The sequence below is a fragment of the Kitasatospora sp. NPDC058965 genome, from assembly GCF_042741245.1.
Lineage (GTDB): Bacteria > Actinomycetota > Actinomycetes > Streptomycetales > Streptomycetaceae > Kitasatospora.
The window spans coordinates 1-13,760 of the sequence record NZ_JBHYKG010000235.1 but is presented as its reverse complement, the minus strand read 5'-3'; the positions used below and the strand labels follow the sequence as shown (position 1 = coordinate 13,760).

Below are 13,760 nucleotides of genomic sequence, written 5' to 3'. Positions count from 1 at the left end.
TATTTGGTGTGGGGGCGGCGGGTTTCGCGGTTCAGGCGGGAGCGGGCGGGGGGGCGGCCTACCCTGTCGCCCCCCGCGGGGCCGCCCGCCCGGGCCTGGGGGGGGCCCCCCCACCGCGCGTTTTCCCGTCAGTACCGTTCAGTACCCTGATGAGCAGCGACGATTCGGATGGTGACAGAGTGGCAGACTTCCAACGGCCCGACCGCGAGTTCCACGTGGCGGGCTTCCGCCCGGCCGAGCGGGAGCTGATCGTCCGCAGCGACAGCTCGGCGCTGCTCGGCCTGGGGACCCGGATCGAGGTCTACTTCGGGCGGGTCGACTTCATGTGCTTGCGTTCGGTCTACCAGGGGCTGCACGTCCGTCCCGCCACCGGCGAGGAGTTCGACCGGATCGCCGGGACGTACGGCATCCCCGAGGAGGACCGCGACTGCACCTACATGCTCGCGGACGACGGGGTCAGCTTCGTGGTCTCGGCCCGGCCGGCCTGGGCCGAGGCCGAACTGCTCAACCGGGAGCCCTCGCTCTTCGACTTCTTCCACACGTGGGATCCCGAGCCGGTGGTCGAGCGCGGGAACGTGGACTGATGGCGACACTGGCCGAGGTGGTGCAGCTGGCCGAGCGGGCGCACGCCGGGCAGGTGGACAAGCTCGGGGTGCCGTACGTCGAGCACCTGCGGGCGGTGGCCGACGGGTTGGCGCCGTTCGGCGAGCAGGCGCAGATGGCGGGGTGGCTGCACGACGCGCTGGAGGACACCCCGCTGACCGCGGCGGACCTGCTGGCCGCCGGTGTCCCCGCGGCGGTGGTGGCCGCGGTGCAGGCGGTGACCACGGTGCCCGGCGGTGACTACCAGGAGCGGATCCGGGCCGTCACCGCCGACCCGCTGGCCACCCTGGTGAAGGTCTCCGACAACGCGCACAACTCGCACCCGGACCGCACGGCGGCGCTGGGCGCCGAGCAGCGCGAGCGCCTGGCCGCCAAGTACCTGGCGGCGCGTCAGGTGCTCTGGGCAGCGGCGGACCGGGCGGACGTGGCGGCGATCCTGGAGCGGGTGAACCCGAGCCTGCTGGCGGAGCTGCCGCCGGTGTGACGCGGGGCAGCCCGTCAGTCCCCGTCGCCGTCCCCGTCCGCCTCGCGGACCGCCGCCACGGCCGCCCGGACGTCCGGGTGCGGGTCGGCGGCGAGGCGGTCGAGCAGGGCGGCGACGCCCGGGGTGGACCAGCGGGCCACCGTCCAGACCAGGTCCTCGCGGACCGCGGGATCGGGATGGTCGGCCAGCGGGGCCAGCTGGAGCAGCGGGCCGCGGCGGCGCAGGCCGAGCCAGTGCAGGCTCTCCCGGAGCACGCCCGGGTCCTCGGTGGCGGCGATCCGGGCCAGCAGCACGGGAGTGGGCGGCGGCGGACCGTCGAGCGGGTGCGGGTGGCGCTCGCTCAGCCGGCGCGAGCCGTACCCGCCGCGCAGCCGGCAGCCGAAGCAGGTGCAGGGGCGGGTGCCGTGCGCGTCGGGCCGGTACCGCCAGCCGACCACCTGGGGCGCGGTGCGGATCCGGTGCAGCTCGCGCGGGCGGACCGGGCGCGGGACGAAGACCTCCCAGCCCCGCGGGTCGTCCAGTGCCGCGATCCGGCGCACCGCCTCGGCGGCGGGGACAGTGGCCTGGGCCTCCCGGTGGCGGTCACGGTAGTGGCCGACCAGCACCCGCTCGTCGTCCGGCAGGCGCACCTGCACCGCCACCAGACCGCCGCGGGTGCCGAACCGGGCCAGCTCGCGCAGCCACTGGTGGGTGAGCGTGTACGAGGGGAGCACGGGGAAGCAGTAGACGCCGCGCGCCCCGCCCTGTCCGTGGCTGACCGCCCGCAGGCCCGAGCGGCGGATCCGCGGGGCGTCGGCGGTGGAGGCGAGGTGGACGAAGCTGGGCACGGGTCTGGATGGTAGCCGAGTCGGCGTCCGGCCACCCGGGACGGTGGTGCTGACGACCCGTCCGCAGCGCTCCCTCCGCGGGGGAGGGAGCGCCCGGGGGGATCAGTCGGGGGTCGGTGTGGTGTGCTCGGGCGTGCGCGGGGTGGGGATGCCGGTGCGGTCGTGCTGGAGTTCCCAGAGTTCGTGGAAGCGGCCGGTGCGGTCGGCGACCAGTTCGGCGAAGGTGCCCTGCTGGAGGACCCGGCCGTGGTCGAGGACGACGATGCGGTCGGCGACCTCCACGTTGGTGAGGCGGTGGGTGACCAGCACCACGGCCTTGTCGCGGGCGACGGCACGCAGGTTGGTGAAGATGCGGTGCTCGGCGCGCGGGTCGAGGGCGGCGGTGGGCTCGTCCAGGATGAGCAGGCCGGACTCGCGGTGGAAGGCCCGCGCGAGGGCCATCCGCTGCCACTGGCCGCCGGAGAGCTCCTCGCCGCCCATCCACTCCGCGGCCAGCAGGGTGCTCAGGCCGCTGCGCAGTTCGCCGATCACCTCGTCCGCACCGGCCCGGCGGGCGGCGCGCCAGACCGCTTCGTCGCCGTCCCCGGTGGGTTGGCCCAGGGTGATGTTCTCCCGGGCGGTGAGCATCCAGCGGGCGTAGTCCTGCGGGACGACGGCGACCTGGCGCCACAGCGCGTGCGGATCCAGGTCGCGGGTGTCGGCGCCGTCCCACTCGACCGCGCCGTGGCCGGGCGCGGGGACGTACAGACCGGCCAGCACCTTGGCCAGGGTGGTCTTGCCGGAGCCGTTCTCGCCGACCAGGGCCAGGATCTCGCCCCGGCGCAGCGTCAGGTCGACCGAGTCCAGGGCGGTGCGCTCGGAGCCCGGGTACCGGTAGGCGAGCGCCTTGACCGTGATCAGCTCCGGCGGCGGTGGCGCCAGGCCGCCGCGCCGCAGGGCGTGGCCGCCGGCCGTGTCGAGGAACTGGGCCCAGTCGTCCAGGTACATGCCGGTGCGGAACAGCTCCGCGCCGTAGCCGACCAGGCCGGCCAGCGCGGTGGAGACCGCGGTCAGGGCGAAGACGGCGGCCGAGCCCCGCGGCAGGCTCATCCGGCCGGTCCCGACCAGCCAGAGCGTCACCAGCCAGACCAGGCCGGTGCCCAGGCCCGAAGCGAGCGCGCCGACCACCGAGACCCGGGCGGCCCGGGCGGCGAAGCGCCGGGTGTTGGCGTCCAGCCGGCGGCCGACCGTGTCGTACTTGTCCATCAGGAACGCGCCCAGGGTGTCCGAGCGGACCTGGTCGGCGTGCCGCTTGAGGTGGATGTACCAGCGCAGGTTCGCCAGGATCCGCCGGTCGCCGAGGGCCTCGCGGGCGGCCAGGTACTCCACCCGGGCCGCCCGCACCGAGGCGATGCCCTGCGGGACGGCGGCGCCCACCAGCAGCGGCAGCAACACCGGGTGCAGCACCGTCAGCACGCCGGCCGCGCCGACCAGCGAGCCGAGCGAGGAGAGCAGGTTCTGCGCCTGGCCGAGGATCGAGACGCAGCTCTCCGCGCCCCGGTCGGCCGCCTCCAGCTCGTCCGAGTAGCCGGGTGTGTCGTAGGCGGTCAGCTCGGTGGCGATGGTGGCCCGCAGCACGGTGGCCTCCGCCTCGCGGGAGATCCGCGGGGAGAGCCGCACGGTGATCGCCTGGATGACGATCCCGAGCAGGCGCCGGACGCCGAGCGAGCAGGCGATCACGGTGATCGAGGGTGCCGCGGCGCTCAGTCGCTGCGCCATCGGGCCGGGGGCGAAGAGGGAGCCGATGGTGCCGGTGGTGGCGTACAGTCCGGCGGCGCCCAGGACGGCGGAGGCGGCCTGGCAGGCCAGCAGCACCGCGACCGAGCGGGGGTCGATCCGCCAGCCCAGGCGGAAGGCGCGGACCACCAGTTGGGGCAGCCGCCGGGCCATCGCGGTGACGCTGATCGCGGCGGCGGCCTGCGCCTTGCGGGCGTCCGCCTTCCAGGCGAGTTCCTCGTCGGTCCCCCGGGCGGGGGACGTGGTGGTGCTCAAGCCGCGGGGCCTCCGTTCGCCTCGCGCGCGGCGACGGCGCGGACGTGCTCCTCGAAGAACCAGCGGGGATCGCCACCCATCCGGGCGAGCATCACCAGGGCGGTCAGGGCGACGTCGCAGACCTCCCGGCGCACGTCGTCCCAGTCGTGCGAGTGCCCCTTGCGGGGATTGGCCCCGAGCGCCCCGATGACGGCCTCGGCAACCTCGCCGGCCTCCTCCTGGAGCTTCAGGGCCTGCACCGTCCAGCGCATCTCGTCACTCCGCTGGAAGTGTGAATCGACCTTCTTCTTAAGGGAGTTGACGGTCTCCCAGATCTCGTCCATGGGCCAGGATCCTGCCCCTGTTCGAATCGCTCGATCAAGCCGGGCGGTTCCCGGCGGTTCTCGGCGAGCCCGGGGTGAACACGTCCTTTTCGAGCACCCCGCTTCGAGCACCCCGCGGCCGGGCCGGCGGGCGGTGGCGGCGGGTCAGGCCTCGGTGCCGGCGCAGATCCGCTCCAGCACGGCGACCACCCGGCGGACGTCGGAGACGCCCAGGGCGCTGACGGTGACCAGGTGGTGGTCGTCCCACCAGGTGCAGCCGCGGGCGGCCGAGGTGCGGTCCGTCGTGTCGGCGTCGCAGAACACCGTGCCGGGCAGGGCGGTCGGCACCACGGTCTCGCGCGCGGGGTCGGGCACGGCCAGGTCGTGCAGGATCTCGGGGCTGGGTTCCGCGATGGTCACGTCCCAGTGCCAGTCGTTGTCCGCGTCGCCGGAGCCGATCCGGCCGTAGGTGGCGAACCGGACGTTGTGCAGGCCGGCGTCGCCCAGCCGGCTCTGGACCAGGCCGAGCACGGTCCGGTCCTGCGCCCGCAGGTTGCGTGCCTCGCCCTCGACCGAGAGGGGGAGGGTCGGCCGGGGGGTGCCCAGGTTGGCCGGCACCGCGAAGCCCGCGGCGGCCGCGAAGCCGAGGACGGCCAGCCCGGTGACGATCCTGGTGGTCCGGGGGGTCTCCGGGCGGGCGGACTCGGCCGCCCCGCTGTGCAGGATGTCCAGGCTCACGGCTGCCCCCTGGCGGTGTGACGTCGACATGTCGGACGACAGCGAAGCTAGGCCCTGCGACGGGGACGGCGCAACGGTGCGTGTCCGCGTGCTGATGGACCGTCACCCGTCCCGCGTAGGCGGAGGGCGGGTCAGGGCCGGGAGCGGGCGGCGCCGCGCGCGGCGCGGGGTGCGCGCAGGCGGAGCAGGGCCCAGCGCAGGGCGGCGGCCTCGGCGACGGCCAGGGCCACCACCAGCACCAGGAAGGCGGTCCGCCCGACCTCGGCGCCGACGCCGAGGACGATCAGCGGGACCACGGACGGCAGGGCGGCCAGCCCGAGGGCCAGGCTGGGCAGCGCGTGCGAGGTGTCGAGCGGGTCGCTGCCCCAGGGCTGCAGCCCGGCCCACAGGGCCAGGGCCGCGACCAGCAGCCCGTAGCCGAGCACGGCCCGCCGACTGCGCCTGCCGACCCCGCCGGCGGCCCGCAGTGGTTCAGGAGTCCGCATCGGCCAGCCCCAGCGGGTCGGGCACCCGGTCCAGCAGCTGCGGGCCGTCGGAGCGGACGTTGTTGACGGCGGTGGCGACCGCACGGACCGTCAGGCGCCCGTCGGCCGGGGTGTGCAGCAGGTGGCGCAGGTCGCCCGGGTCCGAGGCGTCGGGGGCGAGCCAGGCGTCCAGGTCGGCGGGGGCGATGGTGAGCGGCATCCGGTCGTGCACCCGGCCCGCGCTGTCGGTGGCGTCGGTGGTGATGACGCAGGTCGTGGTGAGCCAGGCGGCCGGGTCGTCGTCCGGCACGGCGTGGTTGCGCCAGAACTCGTACAGCCCGGCCATCAGCATCACCGAGCCGGTGGAGAGGTAGTACGGCTGCTTGAAGGCCTTGCGCCCGTCGGCCGCCGGGACCGGCTGCCACTCGAAGTACCCGTCCGCCGGGATCACGCACCGGCGGGCGGCGAACGCCTTGCGGAAGGAGGGCTTCTGGTCGACCGTCTCGGAGCGGGCGTTGATCAGCCGGGCGGCGCCGGAGGCGTCCTTCGCCCAGGACGGCACCAGGCCCCAGCGCACCACGCGCAGCTGCCGGACCAGCTCGCCGGTCTCCTTGTCCACCCGCTCCAGCACGGCGGGCACCGGGTCGGTGGGCGCGACGTTCCAGCTCGGCGCCAGGGTCTCGGAGGAGTCCCAGCGCAGCTCGCCGAGCAGGTCGACCAGGTCGACGGGGGTGGTGGTGGAGACGAAGCGGCCGCACACGGGTCCCACCCTGCCACACCGGCCCCGCCCGGCGCGGCGCGGAGCCCCGGAAACCGTGTTGTCGGCGCAGCGGGCCGGCCCCTAGTCTCTGGACCACCACGACGTGTAGCTCAGCAGCAGAGCGCCGGGCTCCTTACCCGGAGGGCGCAGGGGCAGAACCTGCCGCGTCGGCTTATGGACGATTTCGCTGAGCAGCAGCACTCCGCCGGAGCCGGACACGCACAGCACCAGCTGGCCAAGGCCTTCGTCACCGCGGTGAGTCACCCGGACGAGCAGACCCGGGACCGCGCCGAGCAGCGCATCGCCCGCTGGCGGGCCGTGCTCGCCGGGATCGCGGAGGGACGGCTGACCGTCGGCTCGCGCACCCCGGTCGCGGGCCTGCCGGCCTGGGTGACCCCCGAGGTGGTGCGCGGCGGGTTCGCCACCTCCGCCGCCGGTGCCCAGGGCCCGCTGGAGCCGTACGAGCGGGAGGCGGCCGCGGCCGCCGGCCTGCCGGCCGACCGCGCGGCGCTGTTCGCCCACAGCCTGACCGAGTCGGGCCTGACCCGGCTGTTCGCGCTGCTGGACAGCGGGCGGTACGAGCTCGCGCTGCCCGAGGAGGCGGCGCTGCTGACGGTCGCCTGGCTGGTGCGGGCCGGTGACGTGGCCGGCGCGCTGGCCCTGGTCGAGGAGGTGGAGCCGTTCGCCGCCCGGCTGCGGTTCACCCCGCGGCCCGGCGACCTGCCCGCCCCGGACCCGGCCGCGGTGCACCGGCAGACCGCCGGTGCCGCCCGCGAGCGGCTGCGGCTGCGCGGGCCGAACGCGGCGGTGGAGACCCAGCGCGAGGCGCTGACGGTCTGGCAGCCCTTCGGCGACGAACTGCTCTCGCACTGGCTGGAGCTGACGCAGGGGCAGCAGCCGGACGAGGCCTGGCTGGGCCGCGGCGCCGCGCTGCTGCGCCGGTACCGGGAGCTGGCGCAGGCGCACACCCGCTGCACCAAGCACCGCGACCCGAAGCAGAACCTGGCCGTCCTGCGCGACGCGCTGGCCGAGACCGTGGCGGGCCGGGAGCTGGACCCGCGCCGGGCCGGGCTGCTGCGGCACGCCGTGGGCTCGATGGTGCGCCGCCGCGGCCTGCCGGGGTCCGCCCCGCACACCGCACTGCGCGCGCGGCAGGCCGTGCAGGCGGCGCTGCCCTCGCACCACGCGCTGGCGCAGTTGGTGCTGCGGCGGATGTCGGGCGAGCGGCCGGAGCGGGGCATCACGGACGTGGCGCCGCTGGTCGCCGACGTCTCCGCACCGGAGGCGCGGGAGACCGGGCTGCCCGAGGGGGCGTCGATTCCGGTGGCGGTGCGGCGGGTGGTGGAGGGCGCGCTGAGCGCACCGCCGGCCGTGCTGGTGGCCCGCGGCGTGGTGCCCTCGGCGGAGGTGCTGGCCGAGCTGGTCCCGCAGCTGGTCGCGGTGACCAGTGCCGAGGCGTACCCGGACCGGGCGCTGCGCACGCTGATGGCGGCCAACTACCGGGCGTTCCGGAACCGGCGCTCGCTGCTGCTGCTCAACCTGGCCGGACAGGTCCGGGTCGAGGAGCTGCCCTGGGTGCGCGCGGTGGCCGCCCACCGGGGCGGCTCGGACGCGCGGGGCCCGGCCCGGGCGGTGCTGCGCCAGTTGGGCGAGCTCGCGGTGCAGGCGTTCCCCGGCACCCTGCTGCCCAACCCGCTGGTGCGCGAACTCGGCGTGCTGGCCCGGCAGGCGGAGCTGGACGCGCCGCTGGTGGAGGAGCTGGCGGCGGACATCTTCATGGGGACCTTCGGCCGCAAGTTCCTGGCCGCCGCGCAGGTCGCGGGGGAGCTGCTGGCCGGCTCGCTGTACGACCGTTACTACGCGGCGGAGTACGAGTACCTGGTGCTGCTGGACCCGGACAAGCCCGCCGACGTCGCGGAGTTCGCCGCGCTCTGCACCCGGCGCGCCGGCGCCGGGGCCCGGGGCTGGTCGGTCGCGGGCAACGGGAAGGTGATCGAGCAGGCGCAGATCCTCACCACGCACAACCTGGCCACGCTGGTCGCCCGGGTCGGCATCGGCCCCGCGCCGGGCTGGGACGATCTCGCCCGGCGCAGCTTCGGCACGGTCTGCCGGGCGGTGGCCCTGGTGCACGGCAACCGCCGGCCGCTCCCGGTGATCAAGGACGCGGCGTACGCGTGGCGACAGCTGGTCTGCTACCTGTCGCTCTGCGAGCCGGTGGTGCAGGCGCGGGTGATCGGCGAGCTGGCGGGGCTGGCGGAGCGCCAGCCCCGGCACGTGGCCGCCCGGCTGGCGCCGGTGCTCACCGGGCTGCGCTCGGCGGCGGCGGGCGGCAGTCCGCAGGACGGCGGCGGGCGGCAGTTGCTGGGGTGGAGCACGGGGCCGCACTGGCTGGCGGCCGAGCCGGTGACCGAGCCGGTGGTCGGCGGTCGCTGAGCCCTTCCGTTCGTCCTTGTTCCCTCGATCGGCGGTGTCCGCGCATCCTGCGGGCGCCGCCGAGCTGCGTCCGACGAGGGCTTGACGCCCTAAGTACTAAGCGCGCATACTAAATGCATGACGCTGACTCTCGGAAACGCCACGATCTCGTCCACCGCCGCTCCCGCCGCCTTCTTCGCCCGCTGGGCCGACATGGCCACCTGGCCGGAGTGGAACGCCGACACCGAGTGGGTGCGCCTCGACGGCCCGTTCGTGCCGGGCGCCACCGGGGTGCTCAAGCCCAAGGGCGGCCCGAAGACCAAGTTCGTCGTCCAGGTGCTGACCGACCGCGAGTTCACCGACGTCTCGCTGCTGCTCGGCGCCCGGCTCACCTTCCGCCACCAGGTGTCCGTCGACGCGGCCGGCCGCACCGAGGTCCGGGTCGAGGTGACCCTGGCCGGGCCGGCGGCCCGGCTGTGGAACCTGATCCTCGGCAAGGGCATCGCCGACAGCCTGCAGCGCGACCTGGAGGCGCTGCGGGCCGTGGCCGAGAAGGAGGTGCTGGTGTGAGGTACTGGCTCGGCGTCGTCTGCCGCGAGCACGTGGAGCGCGGCAGGCGGCTCGGCATCGCCCAGCTCGGCCACGGCAAGCGCCCCCCGCTGGCCCGGCTGGCGGCGGGGGACTGGCTGGTCTATTACTCGCCGCGCACCCGGCTGCAGGGCGGCAGCCCGCTGCAGGCGTTCACCGCCCTCGGCCAGGTGGCCGACGAGGTGATCTGGCAGGCCGACGAGGGGGCGTTCAAGCCCTGGCGCCGCCGGGTGGACTACCGTGACACGACGGACACGCCGATCGAGGGCCTGCGCCGGGCGCTGGACCTCACCGCGGACCCGCACTGGGGCCACCAGCTGCGCCGCGGCCTGATCGAGCTGAGCGAGGGCGACTTCACCCGCATCCGGGCGGCGATGGACCTCGCGCCCGAGCGAGAGGACCGCCCCGCATGACCGAGCGCGAACTGGCGACGGCCTACGAAGACGCCGAGGAGAGCCCGGGATTGCTGCTCTGGCAGATCACCAACCGCTGGCAGGCCGCGCAGCGCGCCGCGCTCAAGCCGCACGGCCTGACCCACGTGCAGTTCGTCCTGCTGGCCGCCCTCACCTGGCTCGGCAGCGAGGGCCCGGTCACCCAGAAGCAGCTGGCGGACTACGTCGCGACCGACCCGATGATGACCTCGCAGGTGCTGCGCGCCCTGGAGTCCGCCGAGCTGGTCGAGCGCCTGCCCCACCCGACCGACAAGCGCGCCCGGGCGCTGCGCGTGACGGCGGCCGGCCGCGAGCTGGCCAACCGGGCGGTCGGCGTGGTGGAGGAGTGCGACCGGCGCTTCTTCGAGCCGCTCGGCGAGCTGGCCACGCCGTTCACCCAGTCCCTGCAGCGCCTGAAGGCCGGTGGCGGGCCGGTCGGCTGACACACCGCCGGCTCGCCTCCGGGAGCGCGCTCGGGGCACCGGGCCGGTCGGACTGCGGCGGTGGCGCACGTCGGCCTCCGACGCACACGGACGACCCGCCGGGTCGGGCGCGCGAGCGGGCTGCGATCCTGTCCGGTATGGATCATGACCTGATCGACCAGGCCCGGCGGTTGGCGGCCGCCCGCTTCCCGGACGCGCTCGCGGTGGTGCTCGGCGGTTCGGCGGCGGCGGGGCGGGCGACGGCCTCCAGCGACCTGGACCTCGCGGTGCTGGTGCCCGACGGCGGTGAGAGCCTCCGCGAGACCGTGCGGTTCGAGGGACGCCTCGCCGAGCTCTTCGTCCACACCCGGGCGGGGCTCGCGGAGATCTTCGCGGCGGACGTCGCGAGCCGACGGGCCGTGATGCAGAGCATCTACGCCGACGGCCTCGCCCTGCACGACCCCTCCGGGGACGGCGCCGCCGCCCGGGACCGGGCGGCGGCCGACCTGCTCGCCGGCCCGCCTGCGCTGGGTGCGGACGCGGTGGAGGCCAAGCGGTACGGGCTGACCGACCTGCTGCTCGACCTGGCGGACCGTCAGGACCCGGACGAGGCGCTCGCGATCGGCGCGGCGGCGCTGGGCACGGCGACCGAGCTGCTCTGCGACCACCACCGGGCCTGGGTCGGTGGCGGCAAGTGGCTGCCGCGCCGGCTGCGGGCGGCCGATCCGGAGCTGGGCGGGGCGTTGCTGGCCGGCCACCGCCGGCTGTGCGCGTCGGGCGAGCCGGACCGGCTGGTGGCCGCAGCCGGACAGGTCCTGGGCCTGGTCGGCGGACCGCTGGCCGAGGGCTACCGGCGTACCTGGTAGGGCCCGGGAGAACACCGTCGCCGGAGCCCGTCACCCGGCCCCGACGACGGCCGCCTCGACCAGGGCGCGCAGGCGCTCGACGGGCAGCGCGGGATTGGCCGCGGCGCCCTCGGCCAGCTCGGGATCGGGGTCCGTCAGCAGCCCGGCGAGCAGGTCGGGCGGGAGCAGCGGGTGGGCGGCCGCGGCGCGCCGCACGGCGGGATCGGGGTCGGCGAGCAGGCGCACCGGCGGCTCGGGCAGGGTGGCGTCGGTGGCGGCCAGGGCGCGCACCTCGGGGTCGGCGTGGTCGAGCAGGTGGCCGAGGCCGGTGCGCGGCAGGCGGGCGAGCGTCAGCAGGTACGGGCGTTGGCGCGGCGTGGCGAGGAAGGCCTCCAGCACGATCGCCGGCGGCGCCGACGGATGGTGGTAGGCGAGCAGGTGGCGCACCTCCGGGTCCTGGTCGGCCGCCAGCCGGGCCACCGCCCGGGCGGGCAGCTCCCGGCAGGTCGCGGCGGTCCGGCGCAGCACCGGGTCGGTGGCGGCGGCGCAGGACTCGTACCAGCGGGTCGGCGGCTCCAGGAACATCTCCGGGAGCGGTCCGATGCAGTCGGCCCGGCCGGTGACCACCCGGTCGATCGCGGCCTGTTCGGGCCAGGTGCGCGGGAGGGGGTGCACCCGGGCCCGGGCGCGCACGGCGGGGTCCGGGTCGCGGGCCAGCTCGGCGAGCAGCCCCGGCGCCAGGTCGGCCCGGGCGGCCACCCGCTGACGCACCTTCGGGTCCGGGTCGCGGGCCAGGCGGGCGACGATGTCGCGGGGCGTGAAGCGGTTGCCGGCCAGCCCCCAGAGATTGCGCCGGTCGGCGAGGCACCGTTCGGCCACGGCCCGCGAGACGGCGTAGTTGGCCAGCAGCACCGACCGGTGGTGGCAGTCCTGGTCGGGCAGGTCCGCCGCCGTCGCCGCCGGGTCCAGCACCCGGTCGTTGCGGCGGGCGGCCGCGCGCACCCGCCCGTCCGGGTCGGCGAGCAGGGCCGCGCGCCGGTCCGGGGTCAGCCTGAGCCACAGGTCGGCACCCTGGGCCCGCAGGTCGGGGTCCGGGTGGGTGGGCAGCCGGCGGTTGAAGGACTGCGGGGTCTGGCCGGAGAAGGCGAGCTCCTGGCGTATCTCGTCCGCGGTGAGCAACTCGTTCGGGAGCTCGTCGTCGCGCACGGTGAGCAGCCGCTCCAGGACCTCGTCGGGCAGCGGCTCCGGCGGTCCGACCTTCGGGCGCGGGCCCTGGACCAGCGCGACCCGGACCAGGTCGTCGGGATCGTCCACCAGCCGCCCGCGCTGCGCGGGCGTGGCGAACCGGTTCCGGGCGAACGCGCGGCGCACCGGCTGGGCGGGGTGCGCGAGCACCGCCTCCACCACCTCCGGCGGCAGGGACCGGTGCTCGCAGAGCACCGCCCAGGCGGCGCGGGCCTGCGGAACCAGCAGGCGCAGCAGGAGTTCGGCGGGTGCGGCGGGATTGGCCGCGACGCCGCGCAGCCATGGCTCGGAGCGGGAGGTGGTGGGCATCGGGCCATTGTGGCACCACGGTGCAGGAGGGGACCGCGGGGTCGGGCGACCGGGGATCGCGGGGCGGCAACGGGGCCTGACGATCCGTCGGGGACGGCAAACCCCGGTGCGCGGGCGACCGGCGCTCCCTAGGGTGTGGTCATGTCCTGGAGCGAGAGCGAGTCCGCCGGGTCCGGGGCGGAGCGGTCCTGGTTCGGCGTGCGCACCTTCTACCGCTGGACCCCGTGGGAGGGCGAGCCCTACGAGGAGCGGATCACGCTCTGGCAGGCCGCGGGCACGGACGCCGCCATGGCCCTGGGCGAGCGGGAGGCGGCGCGGTACGCCGAGGAGGGCGGCTTCGAGGTGCTGCCGCTCACCCAGGTGTTCGCCACCGACGGCCCGCCGGGCCACGGCAGCGAGGTCTTCTCGCTGCTCCACCACCGCACCGGCCAGGACCAGGACGCGTTCCTCGACCGGTTCGACAGCCCGCGCGGGGCGGTCGCGGTCCCGGAGCCGGAGTGACCGCGACCGGTCGGCGTCGGGTCCTGACGGCCCGTCAGTCGCCCGCCGCGTCGGGACGGACGATGACCACCGGGCAGGTCGCGTGCTGGGCGCAGCGCAGGCTCACCGAGCCCAGCAGCGCGCGGGTGAAGCGGCCGTGCCCGCGGCTGCCCACGACCAGCACGGCGGCCCCGTCGGCGGCGTCCAGCAGCACCTCGGCGGGATCGCCCCGCACCAGGTGCTCGGTGACCGGCACCGGGCGCGCGGCACCGAGGACCCGGTCGAGCTCCCCGGCGAAGCGCCGGCGGGCCTGGTCCTCGTCGAAGGCGGGGTCGACCACCGGCGCCGACCAGCCGTAGTCCACCAACGGCTCCCAGGCGGCCACCGCGGCCACCGCGCCGCCGATCAGCTGGGCGTGCCCCACCGCCCAGCGCAGCGCGGCCGCCGAGGACGGCGAGCCGTCCACCCCCACCACCACGCGCGGGGTCGAGTCGTTCCCGGTCATCTGCACCGTCCCTGTCCGTCCGTCGGCTCTGCTGCCACCCACCACGGTCGGCGCTGCGGTGCGGCCGCCGTGGTAGCGGCCGCCGCGACCGGGCCGGGTGTCACCCGGGTGGGGCAGGCGCCGCGGCGGCGGGTGCGGGCGACCGGTCGCGACCGGGCAGCAGCGCGGCCGCTCCGGCGGCGCAGGCGAGCAGCAGCACGGCCGAGCTCAGCAGGCTCGCCCGCATCCCGGCCTGGAACCGGGCCGGGTCCGCGACCAGCCCGCCGTAGGCCGCGACGGCCAGGGCGCCACCGGTCTGACGGGGCGTGCTGAGG

Annotated in this window: 16 protein-coding genes, 1 tRNA gene and 1 pseudogene; 9 read left to right on the top strand and 9 right to left on the bottom strand. The window is 76.1% G+C overall.

What is annotated here, in order from left to right; all coding sequences use genetic code 11:
- Positions 1 to 179: 179 nt before the first annotated feature.
- Both ACFW1A_RS29525 and ACFW1A_RS29520 read left to right on the top strand, forming a co-directional pair.
- Positions 180 to 584, top strand: coding sequence for a hypothetical protein (locus ACFW1A_RS29525; RefSeq protein WP_380413994.1), 405 nt, complete (start codon positions 180 to 182; stop codon positions 582 to 584).
- A complete protein-coding gene (locus ACFW1A_RS29520) occupies positions 584 to 1,087 on the top strand; it encodes a phosphohydrolase (protein ID WP_380413992.1) in 504 nt (167 codons plus the stop codon). Before ACFW1A_RS29525 ends, ACFW1A_RS29520 begins: the two co-directional genes overlap by 1 nt.
- Positions 1,088 to 1,101: 14 nt before the next feature.
- On the opposite strand, the gene ACFW1A_RS29515 is transcribed toward ACFW1A_RS29520, so the two are convergent.
- From ACFW1A_RS29515 to ACFW1A_RS29490, 6 genes are all read right to left on the bottom strand, one after another.
- Positions 1,102 to 1,914, bottom strand: a complete 813-nt coding sequence (locus ACFW1A_RS29515; protein ID WP_380413990.1) for a HEAT repeat domain-containing protein — start codon at positions 1,912 to 1,914, stop codon at positions 1,102 to 1,104.
- Between the two features lie 102 nt (positions 1,915 to 2,016).
- Positions 2,017 to 3,945, bottom strand: coding sequence for an ABC transporter ATP-binding protein (locus ACFW1A_RS29510; RefSeq protein WP_380413988.1), 1,929 nt, complete (start codon positions 3,943 to 3,945; stop codon positions 2,017 to 2,019).
- On the bottom strand, positions 3,942 to 4,268 hold the full coding sequence (locus ACFW1A_RS29505) for a MazG-like family protein (protein WP_380413986.1): 327 nt from the start codon (positions 4,266 to 4,268) through the stop codon (positions 3,942 to 3,944). The genes ACFW1A_RS29510 and ACFW1A_RS29505 overlap by 4 nt, the downstream gene beginning before the upstream one ends.
- 144 nt (positions 4,269 to 4,412) lie before the next feature.
- Positions 4,413 to 4,985 (bottom strand): hypothetical protein, encoded by a 573-nt coding sequence (locus ACFW1A_RS29500; protein WP_380413984.1) that lies wholly within the window; start codon positions 4,983 to 4,985, stop codon positions 4,413 to 4,415.
- A 131-nt stretch (positions 4,986 to 5,116) separates the two neighbouring features.
- Positions 5,117 to 5,470 carry a hypothetical protein gene (locus ACFW1A_RS29495; protein WP_380413982.1) on the bottom strand — a complete coding sequence of 118 codons (354 nt, stop codon included), beginning with the start codon at positions 5,468 to 5,470 and terminating at the stop codon, positions 5,117 to 5,119.
- Positions 5,457 to 6,209, bottom strand: coding sequence for an SOS response-associated peptidase (locus ACFW1A_RS29490; RefSeq protein ID WP_380413980.1), 753 nt, complete (start codon positions 6,207 to 6,209; stop codon positions 5,457 to 5,459). The genes ACFW1A_RS29495 and ACFW1A_RS29490 overlap by 14 nt, the downstream gene beginning before the upstream one ends.
- Before the next feature lie 99 nt (positions 6,210 to 6,308).
- On the opposite strand from ACFW1A_RS29490, the gene ACFW1A_RS29485 reads away from it, so the two are divergent.
- The 6 genes from ACFW1A_RS29485 (at position 6,309) to ACFW1A_RS29460 (ending at position 10,928) form a co-directional block, all read left to right on the top strand.
- Positions 6,309 to 6,380 (top strand) — tRNA-Arg (locus ACFW1A_RS29485).
- 3 nt (positions 6,381 to 6,383) lie between these two features.
- Positions 6,384 to 8,642: a hypothetical protein gene (locus ACFW1A_RS29480; protein ID WP_380413979.1), complete on the top strand. Its 2,259-nt coding sequence runs from the start codon at positions 6,384 to 6,386 to the stop codon at positions 8,640 to 8,642.
- 117 nt (positions 8,643 to 8,759) lie between these two features.
- Complete coding sequence (locus tag ACFW1A_RS29475) at positions 8,760 to 9,191, top strand: SRPBCC family protein (protein ID WP_380413977.1); 432 nt, start codon at positions 8,760 to 8,762, stop codon at positions 9,189 to 9,191.
- Positions 9,188 to 9,622 carry an EVE domain-containing protein gene (locus ACFW1A_RS29470; RefSeq protein WP_380413975.1) on the top strand — a complete coding sequence of 145 codons (435 nt, stop codon included), beginning with the start codon at positions 9,188 to 9,190 and terminating at the stop codon, positions 9,620 to 9,622. Before ACFW1A_RS29475 ends, ACFW1A_RS29470 begins: the two co-directional genes overlap by 4 nt.
- Complete coding sequence (locus ACFW1A_RS29465; protein ID WP_380413973.1) at positions 9,619 to 10,083, top strand: MarR family winged helix-turn-helix transcriptional regulator; 465 nt, start codon at positions 9,619 to 9,621, stop codon at positions 10,081 to 10,083. The genes ACFW1A_RS29470 and ACFW1A_RS29465 overlap by 4 nt, the downstream gene beginning before the upstream one ends.
- Positions 10,084 to 10,220: 137 nt before the next feature.
- A complete protein-coding gene (locus ACFW1A_RS29460) occupies positions 10,221 to 10,928 on the top strand; it encodes a nucleotidyltransferase domain-containing protein (RefSeq protein ID WP_380413971.1) in 708 nt (235 codons plus the stop codon).
- A gap of 30 nt (positions 10,929 to 10,958) precedes the next feature.
- On the opposite strand, the gene ACFW1A_RS29455 is transcribed toward ACFW1A_RS29460, so the two are convergent.
- Complete coding sequence (locus tag ACFW1A_RS29455; protein WP_380413969.1) at positions 10,959 to 12,461, bottom strand: hypothetical protein; 1,503 nt, start codon at positions 12,459 to 12,461, stop codon at positions 10,959 to 10,961.
- A gap of 141 nt (positions 12,462 to 12,602) precedes the next feature.
- Between ACFW1A_RS29455 and ACFW1A_RS29450 the strand changes: the two genes are divergently transcribed.
- Entirely contained in the window at positions 12,603 to 12,962 is a 360-nt protein-coding gene (locus ACFW1A_RS29450) for a hypothetical protein (RefSeq protein ID WP_380413967.1), read from the top strand.
- Positions 12,963 to 12,996: 34 nt separating this feature from the next.
- On the opposite strand, the gene ACFW1A_RS29445 is transcribed toward ACFW1A_RS29450, so the two are convergent.
- Both ACFW1A_RS29445 and ACFW1A_RS29440 read right to left on the bottom strand, forming a co-directional pair.
- The gene (locus tag ACFW1A_RS29445; protein ID WP_380413965.1) at positions 12,997 to 13,446 is read right to left on the bottom strand and encodes a universal stress protein; all 450 of its coding nucleotides are present in this window, start codon (positions 13,444 to 13,446) and stop codon (positions 12,997 to 12,999) included.
- Positions 13,447 to 13,546: 100 nt separating this feature from the next.
- A pseudogene (locus tag ACFW1A_RS29440) lies at positions 13,547 to 13,760 on the bottom strand (hypothetical protein); the annotation flags it as partial.

Bases quoted from the DNA above. Each gene is read 5' to 3' on its own strand.
- ACFW1A_RS29505 (WP_380413986.1), bottom strand. From the start codon at position 4,268: ATGGACGAGATCTGGGAGACCGTCAACTCCCTTAAGAAGAAGGTCGAT.
- ACFW1A_RS29520 (WP_380413992.1), top strand. From the start codon at position 584: ATGGCGACACTGGCCGAGGTGGTGCAGCTGGCCGAGCGGGCGCACGCC.
- ACFW1A_RS29455 (WP_380413969.1), bottom strand. From the start codon at position 12,461: ATGCCCACCACCTCCCGCTCCGAGCCATGGCTGCGCGGCGTCGCGGCC.
- ACFW1A_RS29460 (WP_380413971.1), top strand. From the start codon at position 10,221: ATGGATCATGACCTGATCGACCAGGCCCGGCGGTTGGCGGCCGCCCGC.
- ACFW1A_RS29465 (WP_380413973.1), top strand. From the start codon at position 9,619: ATGACCGAGCGCGAACTGGCGACGGCCTACGAAGACGCCGAGGAGAGC.
- ACFW1A_RS29450 (WP_380413967.1), top strand. From the start codon at position 12,603: ATGTCCTGGAGCGAGAGCGAGTCCGCCGGGTCCGGGGCGGAGCGGTCC.
- ACFW1A_RS29445 (WP_380413965.1), bottom strand. From the start codon at position 13,446: ATGACCGGGAACGACTCGACCCCGCGCGTGGTGGTGGGGGTGGACGGC.
- ACFW1A_RS29480 (WP_380413979.1), top strand. From the start codon at position 6,384: ATGGACGATTTCGCTGAGCAGCAGCACTCCGCCGGAGCCGGACACGCA.
- ACFW1A_RS29495 (WP_380413982.1), bottom strand. From the start codon at position 5,470: ATGCGGACTCCTGAACCACTGCGGGCCGCCGGCGGGGTCGGCAGGCGC.
- ACFW1A_RS29475 (WP_380413977.1), top strand. From the start codon at position 8,760: ATGACGCTGACTCTCGGAAACGCCACGATCTCGTCCACCGCCGCTCCC.